The 17779-nt window shown below is 63.1% G+C and carries 12 protein-coding genes and 1 pseudogene; 9 read left to right on the top strand and 4 right to left on the bottom strand.

The features are described 5' to 3' along the window. Nucleotides 1-347: 347 nt before the first annotated feature. From OZ911_RS21555 to OZ911_RS21535, 5 genes are all read left to right on the top strand, one after another. Nucleotides 348-605 carry a DUF2790 domain-containing protein gene (locus tag OZ911_RS21555; protein ID WP_016488568.1) on the top strand — a complete coding sequence of 86 codons (258 nt, stop codon included), beginning with the start codon at nucleotides 348-350 and terminating at the stop codon, nucleotides 603-605. A gap of 236 nt (nucleotides 606-841) precedes the next feature. Continuing rightward, entirely contained in the window at nucleotides 842-1267 is a 426-nt protein-coding gene (locus OZ911_RS21550; RefSeq protein ID WP_016488567.1) for a YybH family protein, read from the top strand. Nucleotides 1268-1311: 44 nt separating this feature from the next. Next, nucleotides 1312-1656, top strand: coding sequence for a YciI family protein (locus OZ911_RS21545; protein WP_016488566.1), 345 nt, complete (start codon nucleotides 1312-1314; stop codon nucleotides 1654-1656). A gap of 21 nt (nucleotides 1657-1677) precedes the next feature. Continuing rightward, on the top strand, nucleotides 1678-2163 hold the full coding sequence (locus OZ911_RS21540; RefSeq protein WP_016488565.1) for an SRPBCC family protein: 486 nt from the start codon (nucleotides 1678-1680) through the stop codon (nucleotides 2161-2163). Continuing rightward, nucleotides 2163-3401 (top strand): RNA polymerase sigma factor, encoded by a 1239-nt coding sequence (locus OZ911_RS21535; protein WP_016488564.1) that lies wholly within the window; start codon nucleotides 2163-2165, stop codon nucleotides 3399-3401. The genes OZ911_RS21540 and OZ911_RS21535 overlap by 1 nt, the downstream gene beginning before the upstream one ends. A gap of 126 nt (nucleotides 3402-3527) precedes the next feature. Here the strand turns inward: OZ911_RS21535 and OZ911_RS21530 are convergent, their stop codons facing one another. Then, the gene (locus tag OZ911_RS21530; protein WP_016488563.1) at nucleotides 3528-3998 is read right to left on the bottom strand and encodes a MaoC family dehydratase; all 471 of its coding nucleotides are present in this window, start codon (nucleotides 3996-3998) and stop codon (nucleotides 3528-3530) included. A 34-nt stretch (nucleotides 3999-4032) separates the two neighbouring features. Further along, nucleotides 4033-4977 carry an alpha/beta hydrolase gene (locus OZ911_RS21525; RefSeq protein WP_016488562.1) on the bottom strand — a complete coding sequence of 315 codons (945 nt, stop codon included), beginning with the start codon at nucleotides 4975-4977 and terminating at the stop codon, nucleotides 4033-4035. Between the two features lie 218 nt (nucleotides 4978-5195). Here OZ911_RS21525 and fadD2 point away from each other — a divergent pair. Both fadD2 and fadD1 read left to right on the top strand, forming a co-directional pair. Beyond that, nucleotides 5196-6883, top strand: a pseudogene (gene fadD2 / locus OZ911_RS21520) (long-chain-fatty-acid--CoA ligase FadD2). A gap of 359 nt (nucleotides 6884-7242) precedes the next feature. Next, entirely contained in the window at nucleotides 7243-8940 is a 1698-nt protein-coding gene (fadD1, locus tag OZ911_RS21515; RefSeq protein ID WP_016488560.1) for a long-chain-fatty-acid--CoA ligase FadD1, read from the top strand. A 157-nt stretch (nucleotides 8941-9097) separates the two neighbouring features. On the opposite strand, the gene OZ911_RS21510 is transcribed toward fadD1, so the two are convergent. Further along, a complete protein-coding gene (locus OZ911_RS21510; protein WP_016488559.1) occupies nucleotides 9098-10405 on the bottom strand; it encodes an NAD(P)/FAD-dependent oxidoreductase in 1308 nt (435 codons plus the stop codon). Between the two features lie 24 nt (nucleotides 10406-10429). Then, nucleotides 10430-11794 carry a glutamine synthetase family protein gene (locus OZ911_RS21505; protein ID WP_060519171.1) on the bottom strand — a complete coding sequence of 455 codons (1365 nt, stop codon included), beginning with the start codon at nucleotides 11792-11794 and terminating at the stop codon, nucleotides 10430-10432. A gap of 570 nt (nucleotides 11795-12364) precedes the next feature. Here OZ911_RS21505 and hrpA point away from each other — a divergent pair. Then, nucleotides 12365-16270: an ATP-dependent RNA helicase HrpA gene (gene hrpA, locus OZ911_RS21500; RefSeq protein ID WP_070086521.1), complete on the top strand. Its 3906-nt coding sequence runs from the start codon at nucleotides 12365-12367 to the stop codon at nucleotides 16268-16270. 174 nt (nucleotides 16271-16444) lie between these two features. Beyond that, a complete protein-coding gene (locus OZ911_RS21495) occupies nucleotides 16445-17566 on the top strand; it encodes a beta-ketoacyl-ACP synthase III (RefSeq protein WP_016488556.1) in 1122 nt (373 codons plus the stop codon). The last annotated feature ends 213 nt before the right edge of the window (nucleotides 17567-17779 follow it).

Genomic DNA, 17779 nt, shown 5'->3' with positions numbered 1-17779 from the left:
TGTTGGCGGTAAAAATGCTCCAGCAGCCGGCGTTCTGTGGCCGCAAGTGTCGAGCAGTGAATATTTTTTAATGAGATGACGCGTCCTTCCCTGAAAGCTGGCCAAAGGCTCTGGCCTGAGATGTTGCGGCCATTTTGACGCAGATTGTTGCAAATCGGGCAACGGTGAATATCCGAGTTCAGGGTTCAACTATTGGCAACCGGGAGTAGAATTTTACTCATCCCCCCTGGCAGTACGAAGCGGGATCGGTACTTCGTGCCATCTTCACCGTAGATGGCAACTTCTCCGCGCCGGGTACGGCAATAGAAGTCAATCGATCAGCTTGAATGCTCAAAAGGCACACTCACATGAAACCATTACTGATTCTTGCATTGGTCGGTATGTCCTCGTTCGCCCTCGCCGATGAGGTCAAACCCGTCTCCAGCGAGCCTGTGGCCCAGCAGTACGACTACTCCATGAACCTGGACATCAAGCGGGTGATCAACCTGTCGACCATCCCCAATGTCTGCGAAGTGGTACCTGCGACCATGACCTACGAAGACCACCAGGGCCAGGTGCATACCATCCAGTACCGGGCTATGGGTGAAGGTTGCCAGCAAGGTTGACCGACAGGTATCCACTGTAGTTGCTGATGGCCTCATCGCCGGCAAGCCAGCGCCCACAAGGTTGTCGCAGCATTTGCATGTTGTGCTACCCCTGTGGCAGCTGACTTGCCGGCGATGGGGCGATCAGCATTCAGAATATTTTCAAGCGTTGTCGATTACTCTGCTCTCCGTTCGACCATAGGTGAAGGCACGCCGCACTGCGTGTCAAAACCCTACGTACTGTCGGAGGCACCCCGATGAGCACCGCAGCCGAAACCGAGATCCGCCAACTGATCGAGCGCTGGATGCAGGCCGTGCGCGATCGCGACATCCCCAGCATCACCGCCCCCTATGCCGATGACATCGTTGCCTTCGATGCCATCCAGGCCCTGCAATTCAAAGGCAAGGCCGCCTACACGGCGCACTGGGAAATGTGCATGGGCATGTGCACCGGGCCCATGGTCTTCGAACTTGCCCAGCTTACCGTCCACGCCGATGGCGACCTGGCCCTGGCCCACTGGCTGAACCGCTGCGGCCCAGGCGACGACGAAAGCCAGTGCGGCTTCATGCGCGCGACCGTGGGCTATCGTCGTCAAGGTGGCCAGTGGCGGGTGATCCACGAACACTGGTCGGCACCCTTCGACATGGAGACGCAAAAAGCCCTGTTCGATCTCAAGCCCTGAGCCGTTATCGCCAAACGCACTTTGCCGATGCCCTGGAGGCGACCATGAAATACCTGTGCCTGGTCTATTGTGACGAGGGGCTGCTGCATAGCTTGCCCGACAGCCCGGAAGACGCCGAATGCCTGGCCTACGCCGAAGCCGTACATGGCTCGGGGCGAATGCTGGCGGCCGAGGCGCTCAAGCCTGTGCAGACCGCCACCACGGTACGTGTGCGTAACGGGCACATGAGCCTGACCGACGGCCCGTATGCCGAAACCAAGGAGCAACTCGCCGGCTTTTACCTGGTGGAGGCCCGCGACCTGAACGAAGCGCTGAACATCGCCAAGGGCATTCCTGCGGCACGGGTCGGCAGTGTCGAGGTGCGACCGGTGCGTGAACTGCAACCCTGACAGCTACGGAGAACCATCAGCATGAGCCTTGCACACCCCGCGCAAGCGCAACACGAGTTGTCCATCAGCCGCCTGATCGACGCACCGCCGGCCAAGGTGTTTCGCGCCTGGAGCGAACCCCATTGGCTGATGCAGTGGTGGGGGCCGCATGGCATGACCACCCCGGAGTGCGAGATGCAGTTGTGGATCGGGGGGGTATTCCGCACCCTGATGCGAGCGCCGGATGGTAGCGAATACCCGACCCAGGGCGTGTTTCTTGACATTGCCGCGCCGCGACGGTTGGTGTTCACCGATGCCTTTGGCCCCGGTTGGGTGCCGTCAGAAAAGGCCTTCATGACCGCCGTGATCAGCTTTGACGAGGAGCAGGGCAAAACCCGCTACACCGCCCGCGCCTGGCACTGGAATGCTGCTGACTGCCGGGCCCATGAAGAAATGGGTTTTTATCAGGGCTGGGGGGAAAGCCTGGACCGCTTGGTGGAGGTGGTGACCCAGCGGATGCCCGACTGATGACAGGCCTGGCGCAGGTGCGCGCCGAAGTCGAGTCGGTGTACCGGCGGGAGTCGCGGCGCATCCTGGCGACATTGATCCGCCTGCTGGGTGATTTCGACCTGGCCGAGGAGGCCATGCATGATGCCTTCTTCATCGCCGTCGAGCGCTGGCAGCGTGATGGCATCCCCGATAACCCACGGGCGTGGCTGGTCTCCACCGGGCGCTTCAAGGCCATTGATGCACTGCGCCGACGCGCACGTTTCGATCGCTCCCAGGCAGACTTGAGCATGCTGCTCGACGGCCAGGGGCAGGACCCCAGCGATGAAGAGTTGTTGGCGGATGACCGCCTGCGGCTGATTTTCACCTGTTGCCACCCGGCGCTGTCGGCCGATGCCCAGGTACCGCTGACCCTGCGCGCAGTCTGCGACTTGACCACCGAGCAGATTGCCCGCGCCTTCCTGCAAAGCCCGACTACCATCGCCCAGCGCATCGTGCGCGCCAAAGCCAAGATCCGCGATGCCGGCATCCCCTACCAGGTACCAGCGTTGAGCGAACTGCCCGAGCGCCTGGAGAGCGTGTTACGGGTGATCTACCTGGTGTTCAACGAAGGCTATTCGGCGTCGTCGGGCGAGTCACTGCTGCAGCAGGAGCTGAGCGATGAAGCCATTCGCCTGGCGCGGCTGCTGGTGCAATTGTTGCCTGATGCGGAGGCCAACGGCCTGCTGGCCTTGATGCTGCTTCAGGCATCGCGGCAGCAGGCGCGCACCGATGCCCAGGGCAACCTTGTGCTGCTGGAACAACAGGACCGCAGCCTGTGGGACCGGCAACGCATTGACGAGGGCTGCGAGCTGGTGCGCCAGGCCCTGCAAAGCCGGGCGTTCGGTGCCTACACGGTGCAGGCGGCGATCGCCGCTGTGCACGCTGAAGCGGCAACCGCAGAAGAAACGGACTGGGTGGAAATCGTCGGGCTGTATGATGTGTTGCAGCGGCATTGGCCGTCAGCGGTGGTGGAACTGAACCGGGCGGTGGCGCTGGCGAAGCGCGATGGGCCGCAAGTGGGCCTGCGGGAAGTCGAAGGGATTCTGGCGCGCGGTGATCTGCTGGACTATCACCTGGCGCACGCGGCGCGGGCCGAGCTGCATTACCAGTTGGGGCAGGTGGAGGAGGCGCGTGCGGCCTGGCGCCAGGCGCTGGCGCTGACCCGGCAGGCGCCGGAGCGGCGGCATATCGAGCAGCGGCTGAAAGTCATCGAGTGATGTTGGCTGCGCTGGCCTCTTCGCGGGTAAACCCGCTCCCACAGGATCACCACAGACTTGAGCATTGTGCTGTACCTGTGGGAGCGGGTTTACCCGCGAAGAGGCCGGTGCGGTCTACATCAATCTTCAGCTAGCCACGAAATTCGGCGGCGACACCAGCTCGACTGTCTGCTGCTTGCGCGGCGCCAGGATTTCGGCCTCACCCTGGACCACCAGCTCATCGTTCTGGTTGTACACGTTGGTGGCAATGCGCACCTTGAACTTGGGCAACTTCTCGAGAATCTCCAGGCGCACGGTCAGGGTGTCGCCAATCTTCACCGGCTTCTGGAAGCTCATCTGCTGGCCCAGGTAGATGGTGCCAGGGCCTGGCAGGGTGCAGGCCACCGCAGCACTGATCAGCGCGCCGCTGAACATGCCATGGGCAATACGCTCGCGGAACATGCTCTTGGCGGCGAACTCGGCATCCAGGTGAACCGGGTTGTGGTCACCGGACATGGCAGCGAACAGCTGGATGTCGCGTTCTTCAACGGACTTCTTGTACTCGGCCGTCTGGCCAACTTCGAGGGCTTCGTAAGGCGTGTTGGTGACCTGGGACATCGGTGCTTCCTTAAGCGTTAGGCGAGGGCGGCTATCATTCACTGCGCACGGGGCGGCCAAGGGCCAGCGCCTGCTCAAGCCAGCCGAGAATATCGGCGGTGACCTCGTCACGGTTGGTTTCGTTGAGTACTTCATGCCGCGCCTCAGGATAGACGCGCAGCTGTACATGTCGATTGCCGGTCGCGCGCAGGGCGTCGGCCAGATGGGTTAGACGCTTGCCGGCACTGACCGGATCACATTCGCCACCGATTACCAGCATGGGCAGGTTCGGATCGATCTGCGCGAGGTTACCCGGCTGGCTGATCTGCGCCAAGCCTTGCAGCAGGTCGAGCCACAGCTGGTTGCTGCAGCGAAAGCCGCACAACGGGTCGTTGACGTACAGGTCGACCTCGGCTGGGTCGCGGCTAAGCCAGTCGAACGCCGTGCGGTTGGGTTTGAACGCTTTATTGAACGACCCGAACGACAACCATTCGATCAGCGCACTCTTGCCTTGCGGCCCTTGGCGCCAGCTCTCCAGCCGGGCAATCAGCCGCGCCAGGCGGTACAGCGCCGCCGGTTGGTAGTTGGAGCCACTGAGAATCGCCCCGTGCAGGCTGGCGCTGTGGTGCAGCAGGTAAGCCTGGGCAATGTAGCTGCCCATGCTGTGGCCGAACAGAAACAGCGGCGTGCATGGGTACTGCTGGCCGATGTGCTGGGCCAGCAACCCAACGTCATTGACTACGGCATTCCAGCCATGATGGCGGGCGAACAGGCCGCGGCTGCCCAGCTCGGCGCTGCGCCCGTGGCCGCGCTGGTCGGCAGCGAACAGGGCAAAGCCGGCCTCGCTCAGGGCATGCCCCAGGCGCTGGTAGCGCCCGGCATGCTCGGCCATGCCATGGGCCAGCAGCACCACGGCCTTTACCGGTGTGGCCGGCAGCCATTGATGTACATACAGGCTGCAGTGCTCACTGGCGGGGAGCCAGAAGGCGTCGTGGGGCATGGCGGGTCCTTGTGCGCGCGGGTACCCGAACAGTGTATGCACAACCGGCCGGATTGCAGGAAGGGCACAAATAAGATTCACAATGTTAATGGCGGCACTTGGCGTATATGCCGCCTTGGGCTTACCTGCTAACGTCGGAGCAACGCCTTTTTGCCGGCAGGCAATCAGGTAAAGGACTAAAGGACGCAGTGCAGGTCCAGGCAGAGGAACAATAATAAATGCAAGCCGACTTCTGGAATGACAAGCGCCCGGCGGGCGTGCCTTCCACCATCGACATCAATGCCTACACCTCGGTCGTCGAGGTATTCGAGCGCTCCTGCAAGCGCTTTGCCGACCGCCCGGCGTTCAGCAACCTGGGCGTGACCCTGACCTACGGGGAGCTGGAGCGCCACTCGGCAGCCTTCGCCGCCTGGTTGCAGCAGCACACCGGCCTCAAGCCGGGTGACCGCATCGCGGTGCAGATGCCCAACGTGCTGCAATACCCGATCGCGGTCTTTGGTGCCATGCGTGCCGGCCTGATCGTGGTCAACACCAACCCGCTGTACACCGAGCGCGAAATGCGCCACCAGTTCAAGGACAGTGGCGCACGTGCGCTGGTGTACCTGAACATGTTCTGCAAGCGGGTGCAGGAAGTGCTGCCCGATACCGGCATCGAGTACCTGATCGAGGCGAAGATGGGCGACCTGTTACCTACCGCCAAAGGCTGGCTGGTCAACACGGTGGTCGACAAGCTGAAGAAGATGGTGCCCGCTTACCAGCTACCCCAGGCGATATCGTTCAAACAGGTGCTGCGCGAGGGCCGCGAGCACTCGCCCAAACCGGTACCGTTGAGCCTGGACGACATCGCCGTGCTGCAGTACACCGGCGGCACCACCGGCCTGGCCAAGGGCGCCATGCTCACACACGCCAACCTGGTGGCCAACATGTTGCAGGTGCTGGCCTGCTTCTCGCAGCACGGCCCGACGGGCAGAAGCTGCTCAAGGACGGCCAGGAGGTGATGATCGCACCCCTGCCGCTTTACCATATCTATGCCTTTACCGCGAATTGCATGTGCATGATGGTCACCGGCAACCACAACGTCCTGATCACCAACCCGCGTGACATCCCCGGCTTCATCAAGGAGCTGGGCAAGTGGCGTTTCTCGGCGCTGTTGGGGCTGAACACCCTGTTTGTCGCATTGATGGACCATCCCGGTTTCCGCCAGCTGGATTTCTCGGCGCTGAAGGTCACCAACTCTGGCGGCACGGCGCTGGTCAAGGCCACCGCCGAGCGCTGGGAGGCGCTTACCGGGTGCCGCATTGTCGAAGGCTACGGCCTGACAGAAACCTCGCCGGTGGCCAGCACCAACCCCTATGGCCAGCTGGCGCGCCTGGGTACGGTGGGCATCCCGGTAGCGGGTACCGCCTTCAAGGTAATTGACGACGATGGCAACGAATTGCCCCTGGGCGAGCGGGGCGAGTTGTGCATCAAGGGGCCACAGGTGATGAAGGGTTACTGGCAGCAGCCTGAGGCCACTGCCCAGGCCATGGATGCGGACGGCTGGTTCAAGACGGGTGATATCGCGGTGATCGACCCGGACGGTTTCACCCGCATCGTCGACCGCAAGAAGGACATGATCATCGTCTCGGGCTTCAACGTGTACCCCAACGAGATCGAGGACGTGGTGATGGGCCACCCCAAGGTTGCCAACTGTGCCGCCATCGGCGTGCCGGACGAGCGTTCTGGCGAGGCAGTGAAACTGTTCGTGGTGCCGCGCGAGGGCGGGCTGAGCGTGGAAGAGCTCAAGGCCTACTGCAAGGCCAACTTCACCGGCTACAAGGTACCCAAGCACATCGTGCTGCGCGAGTCGTTGCCCATGACGCCGGTGGGCAAGATCTTGCGGCGGGAGCTGCGCGACATAGCTTGAGTCTGTGTTGGCTGTTTCGCGGGTGAACCCGCTCCCACAGGTACTGCACAGCCTCCAAGCTTTGTGCGGTCCCCTGTGGCAGCGGGTGCACCCGCGAATGCGTTCAAGGTGGTCTAACAGGCCTGTTTCAGCCTGATCTGCGACATTTTGGTTAAAAACTCTAAAAATGACCTGTATTGTTCATTGAGTCATTTTTGTGACTGCAAGGCCTGTTTTGGCCTCTAGGCGACCCCAGGCAAAGCTGTTACTCTCGGCCCGCTTTCAGACGATCCGGTTTGCAACGAACCGCCGTCTCATATCAATAATAAGCGCATCGACGCGCCAATCGAACTTCGCTGTTGCTGAAGGAGTGGGCTTCCATGATCGAAAATTTTTGGAAGGATAAGTACCCAGCCGGGGTTACGGCGGAAATCAATCCTGACGAATTCCCCAATATCCAGGCAGTACTCAAGCAATCCTGCCAACGCTTTGCCGACAAACCGGCCTTTAGCAACCTGGGCAAGACTATCACTTATGGCGAGCTGTATGCGCTGTCGGGGGCGTTTGCCGCCTGGCTGCAGCAGCATACCGACCTCAAGCCGGGTGACCGCATTGCCGTGCAGCTCCCCAATGTCCTGCAATACCCGGTCGCGGTCTTCGGCGCCATGCGTGCTGGGCTGATCGTGGTCAACACCAACCCGCTGTACACCGCGCGGGAGATGGAACACCAGTTCAACGACTCCGGCGCCAAGGCTTTGGTGTGCCTGGCCAACATGGCCCACCTGGCCGAGAAGGTGGTACCCAAGACCCAGGTCAGGCACGTCATCGTCACCGAAGTGGCCGACCTGCTGCCCCCGCTCAAGCGCCTGCTGATCAACAGCGTGATCAAGTACGTGAAGAAGATGGTGCCGGCCTACAGCCTGCCGCAGGCCGTGCGCTTCAACGACGCGCTGGCGTTGGGCAAGGGCCAGCCGGTGACCGAGGCCAACCCGCAGGCCAACGACGTGGCCGTGCTGCAGTACACCGGTGGCACCACCGGTGTGGCCAAAGGCGCCATGCTGACCCACCGCAACCTGGTGGCCAACATGCTGCAGTGCCGAGCGCTGATGGGCGCGAACCTGCACGAAGGCTGCGAAATCCTCATCACCCCGCTGCCGCTGTACCACATCTACGCCTTTACCTTCCATTGCATGGCAATGATGCTCATCGGCAACCACAACGTGCTGATCAGCAACCCCCGTGACCTGCCTGCCATGGTCAAGGAACTGGGCAAGTGGAAGTTCAGCGGCTTTGTCGGCCTCAACACGCTGTTCGTTGCCCTGTGCAACAGCGAGGCGTTCCGTGCACTGGACTTCTCGGCGCTGAAAATTACCCTGTCGGGCGGCATGGCCCTGCAACTGAGCGTGGCCGAGCGCTGGAAGGCCGTTACGGGTTGCGCCATCTGCGAAGGCTACGGCATGACCGAAACCAGCCCGGTGGCGGCGGTGAACCCGGCAGAAGCCAACCAGGTGGGTACCATCGGTATTCCGGTGCCGTCCACCCTGTGCAAGATCATCGATGACGCCGGCCACGAGCTACCGTTGGGCGAGGTGGGCGAACTGTGCGTCAAGGGCCCGCAGGTGATGAAGGGCTATTGGCAGCGCGAAGACGCCACCGCCGAGATTTTGGACAGCGAAGGCTGGCTGAAGACCGGTGACATCGCCCTGATCCAGCCGGACGGTTACATGCGCATCGTCGACCGCAAGAAGGACATGATTCTGGTCTCGGGCTTCAACGTGTACCCCAACGAGCTGGAAGATGTGCTGGCGGCCTTGCCGGGCGTGCTGCAGTGTGCAGCCATTGGTGTGCCTGACGAGAAGTCAGGTGAAGTGATCAAGGTGTTTATCGTGGTCAAGCCGGGCATGACCGTGACCAAGGAGCAGGTGATGGAGCACATGCGTGCCAACGTTACCGGCTACAAGGTACCGCGCCTGATCGAGTTCCGTGATGCGCTGCCGACCACCAACGTGGGCAAGATCCTGCGCCGCGAGCTGCGCGATGAAGAACTCAAGAAGCAGGGCTTGAAGAAGATCGCCTGACGCCCCGCCAGCGCGGTCCCTGCAGGAGCAGCCGTGTGCTGCGCAAGGGCCGCAAAGCGGCCCCAGCAATTTCAGCATTACGGCTGAGAACCTGGGGCCGCTTTGCGGCCCTTTCGCGGCACAAGGCCGCTCCTGCCGAGGTTGCACCGCTTCAGGCTCAGCGCAGTTTTTCCAGCATCTGGTAGTACCACATCCCCGCCGCCAGCAGCGGGTTGCCCAGCAAATCCCCCATCGGCACCCGCACATGCTTGCACTGGGCAAAGGTGTCGAACTTCTCCAGCGTCCCGGTCAATGCCTCGGCCATGATTTCGCCCATGATGTGGCTGGTGGCAATGCCGTGCCCCGAATAACCCTGGCAGTACCACACGTTGTCCGACAGCTTGCCCAACTGCGGGATGCGATTGACCACGATGCCCATGGCGCAGCTCCACTGGAACTCGATCGGCACGCCTTTCAATGCCGGGAAGGTGCGCTCGATGCACGGGCGCAGTTCACTTTCGATATCCCGTGAGTCACGGCCGGAATAGTTGGCGCCACCGCCGAACAGCAGGCGCTTGTCGGCGGTCAGGCGGAAATAGTCGAGCACGAAGCGGCAGTCGTACACCGCCAGGTCCTGCGGGTTGATCTGCTCGGCCAGTTCACCCAGCGGCGCGGTGGTGACGATACCGCCCATGGCCGGAAAGATCTTGCCCTTGAGTTGGCGCTTTTCCAGTTTGTGGTACACATCGCCGGCCAGCATCACCTGGCGTGCCTCGACCCGGCCGTGGGCGGTGACCACCGCCGGGCGCGGGCCGTGGACGATGTCCAGCACCTCGGAGTTTTCGAAGATCAATGCACCCATGCTGTGGGCAGCGCGCGCCTCACCCAGGCACAGGTTGAGCGGGTGCAGGTGCAGGTTGCGCAGGTTCTTCAACGCGCCCAGGTACAGCGGGCTCTGCAGGTGCTCGGCCACTGCGGCGCGGTCGAGCAATTGCACCTGCTCGCCCATGCCCCGGCGCTGGGCCTCGGCCTCGAATGCGCGCAGCTCGTTCATGTGCGAGGGCTTCATCGCCGCGTGCAGGTGGCCGTGCTTGAGGTCGCAGTCGATGCCATAGCGCGCCACGCGCTGTTCGATCACCTGGTGCCCGCGCCAACGCAGGTGCCAGATGAAATCGTCGACTTCGGCGCCCAGGTGGCTACGCATCTGCGTGCGCATGGCCTCGTCGCCCGACAGGCTGCCGGTGACCTGGCCGCCATTGCGCCCGCTGGCGCCCCAGCCGATGCGGTTGGTTTCGACGATGGCGACCTTCAGGCCACGCTCGGCCAGTTCCACCGCCGTGGCGACGCCGGTGAAGCCGCCACCGATGATGGCCACGTCCACCTGTACCGTGCCCTTGAGCTGCGGGTACTCGGTGTGGTCGTTGAGCGTGGCGCTGTAGTAGGACGGCGCACGTTGCGCCGGGCCTTTGTTCAATGCTGCGTTCATGGGTGTTCCTTGTTATGTAGGGGCTCAGGCCTGGTGCAGGTACCAGCGCCAGTCCTGCTCGCTGACTTCGGCCATGAACTGGCGGTACTCGGCGCGTTTGACCTTCAGGTACACGCCAAGGAAGTCTTCGCCCAATGCTTCGCGGGCCCAATGGGAATGTTGCAGGGCGTCGAGGGCAGTCAGCCAGTCGGTGGGCAGGTGTTCGGTGGCCTGGGCATAGCCGTTGCCTTCCACCGGTGCGCCCGGGTCCAGCTGTTCGCGGATGCCCCGGTGGCTGGCGGCGAGAATAGCCGCTGCGGCCAGGTAGGGGTTGGCGTCGGCGCCGCAAATGCGGTGCTCCACATGCCGGCTGTTGGCCGGGCCGCCGGGTACACGCAGGCTCACGGTGCGGTTGTCCACGCCCCAGGTCGGCGCCAGCGGCGCATAGCTGTTGGCCTGGAAGCGGCGGAACGAGTTGGCGTTGGGGCAGAACAGCAGCAGCGAATCGCGCAGGTGGCGCAGCATGCCGGCCACGGCCTGACGCAGCAGCGGGGTGCCGGCTTTGTCTTCACTGGCGAACAGGTTGTTGCCCGCGCTGTCCGCCAGGCTCAGGTGCATGTGCATGCCGGTACCGGCCAGGTTGGCAAACGGTTTGGCCATGAAGCAGGCCTGCATGCCGTGGGCGTGGGCCACGCCTTTCACCAGCCGCTTGTAGCGCACGGCCTGGTCCATCGCCTGCAGGGCGTCGCCGTGCTCCAGGGTGATTTCCACCTGGCCGGGTGCGTATTCCGAAATAGCGGTACGCGCCGGAATGCCCTGGGCCTTGCAGGCCGCGTACAGGTCGGCGAGGAACGGTTCGATCTGCTCCAGTTCACGCAGGCCATAGACCTGGGTGGTGCGCGGGCGGCCACCATCGTTGTCCAGCGCCGGTTGCGGGCGGCCCTGGGCGTCGCGTTGCTGGTCGAGCAGGTAGAACTCCAGCTCGCAGGCCATCACCGGGTGATAGCCGTCGGCTTTCAGCGCTTCGATGGTGCGCAGCAGCACATGACGCGGGTCGGCCACGCTGGCCGGCAGGCCTTCGCTCGGGTGCATGCTGACCTGTACCGCAGCAGTGGGTACCCGGCGCCAGGGCAAGCGCACCAGGCTGCCTTCGAGCGGGTAGGCGCGGCAGTCGATGTCGCCCACGTCCCAGACCAGGCCCGAGTTTTCTACGTCGTCGCCGTTCAGGGTCAGACCGAGGATGGTGCTGGGCAGCGGCCGGCCCGTTTGGTACACGGCCAGCAGTTCCTCGCGGTGCAACAGCTTGCCGCGCGGCACGCCGTTGGCGTCAAGGATGAACAGTTCGAACAGCTCGATATCGGGGTTGTCGGCCAGAAAACGGGCAGCCTGCTCTGCGGGTGCAAAGTGCATGATTGATTCGCTCACGTACGCACGGGGCCACCGCACAAGCAGGCGGCCCAGTTGAGTCAAATGGCCAGACGCTGGCCGGTTTTGTTCACAATGGCGTGAGTGAAGTGTCCGGTGGGCGCGCGTGGCGGCAGTGCCACAGGGCCCAGAAGGCGAGGATGATGTGGACCAGCGGATTTTCCCCGGCACGGCTCCGGGCCTTCGGGAGCGAAGGGCGGGAAGACGGTGGCGCGATGGGCTGGACGGGAGTCATGCCTTTGATACTCACATGCGGCGTAAGGTTGATTAAAGCAGTGAATGGCAACCTTTACATATGCCCTTGCTAAACTTTCAGCCGCCATACGATCCCTGCAGGAGCGGCCTTGTGCCGCGATGGGCTGCGGCAGCAGCCCCGGCACTGTGTGCTGAGGCGCAGATCTTGAGGCTGCTGCCGCAGCCCATCGCGGCACAAGGCCGCTCCTACAGGGACCGTGCCAGCCTGGACAGCAAAGTAGGCTCAAATCTGCGACAATCGCGCATCCTTCGAATGCCGATCATGAAAAAGCAGGCTCACCTGCATCACTAAAAAGCCCCATGACTGACCACGCCATCGACAAACTGCTGCAAAACCTCGACCACACCATGATCGCCGACCGCCATCGCCTGCGGCGGCAACTGCACGAACTGCGCAAGCGCCCCGACGAGGCGAAACTGGCGCAGTGGGTGGAAAAGGTCCAGGCCTCCTGCGCCCAGGTCACCGCGCGTCAGCAGAGTGTGCCGACCGTGCGTTACGACGACAACCTGCCGATCGCCGCCAAGCGTGACGAAATAAAGAAGGCCCTGGCCGAGCACCAGGTGCTGGTGATCGCCGGCGAAACCGGTTCGGGCAAGACCACCCAGCTGCCGAAGATCTGCCTGGAGCTGGGCCGTGGCAGCCATGGCCTTATTGCCCACACCCAGCCGCGCCGGATCGCCGCGCGCAGCGTGGCGGCGCGGGTTGCCGAAGAGCTGGGCACGCCCCTGGGCGGGCTGGTTGGCTACCAGGTGCGTTTCGAAGACCAGAGCGACTCCAATACCCTGGTCAAGCTGATGACCGACGGTATCCTGCTGGCCGAAACCCAGCACGACCGCCTCCTGGAGCGTTACGACACCATCATTGTCGACGAAGCCCATGAGCGCAGCCTGAACATCGACTTCCTGCTCGGCTACCTGAAGACCCTGCTGCATCGCCGGCCGGACCTGAAGCTGATCATTACCTCGGCGACTATCGACCTGGAGCGTTTTTCCAAGCACTTCGACGACGCGCCCATCATCGAGGTGTCCGGGCGCACTTTCCCGGTGGAAACCTGGTACCGCCCGCTGACCAGCGAGCAGGACGAGGAAGGTAACCAGATCGAGGATGACCTCACCGTCGACCAGGCCATCCTCGCGACCCTGGATGAGCTTTCGCACCATGAGCGCAGTGAGGGCAAGGGGCCGGGCGATGTGCTGATCTTCCTGCCGGGCGAGCGGGAAATCCGCGATGCCGCCGAGATCCTGCGCAAGGCGCAACTGCGCCACACCGAGATTTTGCCGCTGTACGCGCGCCTGTCGCCAGCGGAGCAACAGCGCATCTTCCAGCCGCACACCGGGCGGCGCGTGGTGCTGGCCACCAACGTTGCCGAAACCTCGCTGACGGTACCTGGTATCCGCTACGTGATCGACACCGGCACGGCCCGCATCAGCCGCTACAGCTACCGCGCCAAGGTACAGCGCCTGCCTATCGAGGCGGTGTCCCAGGCCAGTGCCAACCAGCGTAAAGGCCGCTGCGGCCGGGTAGAGCCAGGCATCTGCGTACGGCTTTACAGCGAAGAAGATTTCAACAGCCGGCCCGCGTTCACCGACCCGGAGATCTTGCGCACCAACCTGGCGGCGGTGATTCTGCAGATGCTGCATTTGCGCCTGGGTGCGATCGATGCCTTCCCGTTCATCGAGCCACCGGATGGCAAGGCCATCAGCGACGGCTTCAACCTGCTGCAGGAGCTGTCGGCGGTCAACCGCGAGAACCAGCTGACCCCCATCGGCCGCCAACTGGCACGTCTGCCGGTCGACCCGCGGCTGGGCCGCATGCTGCTTGAAGGCGCACGCCAGGGCAGCCTGCAGGAAGTGCTGATCGTTGCCAGTGCGCTGTCGGTGCAAGACCCACGCGAGCGCCCGCCGGAGCGCCAGCAGGCTGCTGATCAGGCGCATGCGCAGTGGAAGGACGCTGATACCGACTTTGCCGCACTGGTCAATTTGTGGCGGGGTTTCGAAGAGCAACGCCAGGCCCTGACTGCCAGCCCGTTGCGCAACTGGTGCCGCAAGAATTTCCTCAACTACCTGCGCTTGCGCGAGTGGCGCGATGCCCATCGCCAGTTGTCGTTGATCTGCCGCGAGCTGCAGCTGGTGGTCAACAAGGAGCCGTCTGACTACCAGAAGGTGCATAAGGCCATCCTTAGCGGCCTGCTCAGCCAGATTGGCCAGAAAACCGAAGAGGGCGATTACCAGGGCGCCCGCCAGCGGCGCTTCTGGGTGCATCCGTCTTCCGGCATCGGCCGCAAGCGCCCGCAGTGGGTAATGGCCGCGGAACTGGTGGAAACCACCAAGCTGTATGCGCGTATGGTCGCCAAGATCGAGCCTGACTGGATCGAGCCGCTGGCGACCCACCTGATCAAGAAGAATCACTTCGAACCGCACTGGGAAAAGAAGCGTGGGCAGGTGGTGGCCTATGAGCAGATCACCCTCTATGGCCTGATCCTGGTCGGCCGCCGGCCGGTACACTTCGGCCCGATCGACCCGGTGACCTCGCGTGAGCTGTTCATTCGCGAGGGCCTGGTTGGCGGTGAAATCCAGTCGCGGGCCAAGTGCCTGGCGGCAAACAAACGCCTGCTCGAAGAACTCGACGAGCTGGAGGCCAAGGCTCGTCGGCGCGACATTCTCGCCGACGAAGAAACCCTCTACGCCTTTTACGAAGCGCGCTTGCCGGCGGAGATCCACCAGACCGCGACCTTCGATGCCTGGTACCGCATGACCAGCCAGAAGGACCCGAACCTGCTGATCATGCGCGAGGAAGACGTGTTGGCCCGTGAGGCCAGCGAAGTCACCGCTGCGCAGTACCCGGACAGCCTGCAAGTCGGTGAACTGCGCCTGCCGTTGACCTACCACTTCGAACCAGGCCACCCGCGTGACGGCGTGACCGTGCGGGTGCCGGCACCGCTGCTGCCAAGCCTGCCCGGCGAGCGCCTGGAATGGCTGGTGCCAGGCCTGCTGGAGGCCAAGTGCGTGGCGCTGGTGCGCAACCTGCCCAAGGCGCTGCGCAAGAACTTCGTGCCGGTGCCGGACTTCGTCAAGGCCTCGCTGGCGCGCATGACTTTCGGTCAAGGGGCGCTGCCGCAGGCCCTGGGCCAGGAGCTGTTGCGCATGACCGGTGCACGGGTGTCCGATGAGGCCTGGGACGAATCGGTCAAGCTGGTCGAAGGCCACCTGCGGATGAACATCGAAGTGGTCGATGGCCAAGGCAAGTTCCTTGGCGAAGGCCGCGACCTGGCCGAGCTGACTGCACGCTTTGCCGCTGCCAGTCAGGCAGCGCTGGCGGTGCCGCGTGATGCCAAAAGCGAACAGCCGGTGCAGGCCAAAGCCTTCAGCGAAGTGAAACAGACCGCCCAGCAGAAGATTGCCGGCCTGTCGATGACCGTGTACCCGGCACTGGTCGAAGACAACGGCACCGTGCGTGAAGGGCGTTTCTCGACCCAGGCCGAAGCCGAGTTCCAGCACCGCCGCGCGTTGCAACGGCTATTGCTGCAGCAACTGGCCGAGCCGGCCAAGTTCTTGCGCGGCAAGTTGCCGGGGCTGACCGAGTTGGGCCTGCTGTACCGTGAACTGGGTCGGGTCGAAGCGCTGGTCGAAGACATTCTGCTAGCCAGCCTGGACACCTGCATCCTTGAAGGCGAACAACCGCTGCCGCGTGATGGTGCGGCCTTGGCCGGGCTGGCAGAGCGCAAGCGCGGCAGCTGGGCTGAGCATGCCGAGCGCCTGGCGCGGCAAACCCTGGAAGTGCTGAAGCTGTGGCATGGGTTGCAGAAGCGCTTCAAGGGCAAGATCGACCTGAGCCAGGCGGTGGCGCTGAACGACATCAAGCAGCAGCTGGGTAACCTGGTGTACCCGGGCTTTGTGCGCGAAACACCCGCGGCCTGGTTCAAGGAGCTGCCACGTTACCTCAAGGCGGTGGAACTGCGCCTGGAGAAGCTGGGTTCGCAAGTGCAGAAAGACCGGGTCTGGTCCGGCGAGCTGGCCAACCTGTGGGCGCAGTACAAGGCCCGTGCCGACAAGCATGCCCAAGAAGGCAAGCGTGATGAGCAACTGGCGTTGTACCGTTGGTGGCTGGAGGAGTACCGGGTGTCGTTGTTTGCCCAGCAACTGGGAACCAAAGTGCCGATTTCCGACAAAAGATTGAGCAAACAATGGAGCCAGGTGGAAGGCTAACCTCCCTTATTTGTGGCAAACTTTGGGGAGTTTGGGGCCGCTTGCGGCCCTTCGCGGGCGCGCCCGCTTCCACAGGGGTGAGCGTACGCCCCAAAATTGGTACTAAAGTGCCATTAATCTGTCATGTTTCCAGCCAGCGCCCCGTGGCGATGGCCTTTGACCAGAGGAACGACCGTGCATAACGTCGTGATCAGCGGCACCGGCCTGTATACCCCGGCCCAGAGCATTTCCAACGAAGAACTGGTGGCCTCCTTCAACGCCTGGTCGCAGCAGTTCAACCAGGACAACGCCGCTGCCATCGAGCGCGGTGAGGTCGAAGCGGCGCCGCTGTCAGACGCGGCGTTCATCGAAAAGGCTTCGGGCATCAAGAGCCGCTTTGTCATGGACAAGGCCGGCATCCTCGACCCGCAGCGCATGAAGCCACGCCTGCCAGAGCGTTCCAACGACGAGCCGTCGGTGCTCTGCGAAATGGCCGTCGCCGCTGCCCGCCAAGCCCTGGAGCGCGCCGGCCGCACCGCTGCCGATGTCGATGGGGTAATCGTCGCCTGCTCCAACTTGCAGCGCCCATACCCGGCCATTGCTATCGAAGTCCAACAGGCGCTGGGCATCCAGGGCTTTGCCTTCGACATGAACGTGGCCTGCTCGTCGGCCACCTTCGGCATCCAGACCGCCGCCAACAGCGTGGCCCTGGGCCAGGCGCGCGCGGTGCTGATGGTCAACCCGGAGGTGTGCACCGGCCACCTGAACTTCCGTGACCGTGACAGCCACTTCATTTTCGGTGATGCCGCCACGGCGGTGCTGATCGAGCGTGCCGACCAGGCCACCTCGGCGCACCAGTTCGACATCGTCAGCAGCAAGTTGTGGACCGAGTTTTCCAACAACATCCGCAACAACTTCGGCTTCCTTAACCGTGCGGCGGAAGAGGGTGAAGGTGCGGCAGACAAACTGTTCATCCAGGAAGGCCGCAAGGTGTTCCGCGAGGTGTGCCCGAAAGTGGCCGAGCTGATCGGTGAGCACCTGCAGGAAAACGGCCTGCAACCGAGCGACGTCAAGCGCTTCTGGCTGCACCAGGCGAACCTCAGCATGAACCACCTGATCGTCAAGAAGCTGCTGGGGCGTGAAGTGGCCGAGGAAGATGCACCGGTGATTCTCGACCGTTATGCCAACACCAGTTCGGCGGGTTCGGTGATTGCCTTCCACTTGTACCAGGATGACTTGGCCAAGGGCTCGCTGGGCGTGTTGAGCTCGTTTGGTGCGGGGTATTCGATTGGTAGCGTGATCTTGCGCAAGCGCTGATTGCCTGGTCTGATCCGAGATAGCCGGGGGCCGCTTTGCGGCCCATTCGCGGCACAAGGCCGCTCCTACAAGGGATCGCGTCCCATTGTAGGAGCGGCCTTGTGCCGCGAATGGGCTGCGAAGCAGCCCCCTACAATTTCACAGGCAAAAAAAACGGGAAACGCCGGATGGGGTCGGCGTTTCCCGCTTCAGCTTGAAGCAGAGAGGGTGATG

Source organism: Pseudomonas fortuita, assembly GCF_026898135.2.
Lineage (GTDB): Bacteria > Pseudomonadota > Gammaproteobacteria > Pseudomonadales > Pseudomonadaceae > Aquipseudomonas > Aquipseudomonas fortuita.
Note: the sequence above shows the minus strand (reverse complement) of the source record. Positions and strands in the feature narration are given on the sequence as shown.

Coding starts and splice junctions, on each gene's coding strand:
- fadD1 (WP_016488560.1), top strand. CDS start 7,243: ATGATCGAAAATTTTTGGAAGGATAAGTACCCAGCCGGGGTTACGGCG.
- OZ911_RS21535 (WP_016488564.1), top strand. CDS start 2,163: ATGACAGGCCTGGCGCAGGTGCGCGCCGAAGTCGAGTCGGTGTACCGG.
- OZ911_RS21525 (WP_016488562.1), bottom strand. CDS start 4,977: ATGCCCCACGACGCCTTCTGGCTCCCCGCCAGTGAGCACTGCAGCCTG.
- OZ911_RS21505 (WP_060519171.1), bottom strand. CDS start 11,794: ATGCACTTTGCACCCGCAGAGCAGGCTGCCCGTTTTCTGGCCGACAAC.
- hrpA (WP_070086521.1), top strand. CDS start 12,365: ATGACTGACCACGCCATCGACAAACTGCTGCAAAACCTCGACCACACC.
- OZ911_RS21545 (WP_016488566.1), top strand. CDS start 1,312: ATGAAATACCTGTGCCTGGTCTATTGTGACGAGGGGCTGCTGCATAGC.
- OZ911_RS21530 (WP_016488563.1), bottom strand. CDS start 3,998: ATGTCCCAGGTCACCAACACGCCTTACGAAGCCCTCGAAGTTGGCCAG.
- OZ911_RS21540 (WP_016488565.1), top strand. CDS start 1,678: ATGAGCCTTGCACACCCCGCGCAAGCGCAACACGAGTTGTCCATCAGC.
- OZ911_RS21555 (WP_016488568.1), top strand. CDS start 348: ATGAAACCATTACTGATTCTTGCATTGGTCGGTATGTCCTCGTTCGCC.
- OZ911_RS21550 (WP_016488567.1), top strand. CDS start 842: ATGAGCACCGCAGCCGAAACCGAGATCCGCCAACTGATCGAGCGCTGG.
- OZ911_RS21510 (WP_016488559.1), bottom strand. CDS start 10,405: ATGAACGCAGCATTGAACAAAGGCCCGGCGCAACGTGCGCCGTCCTAC.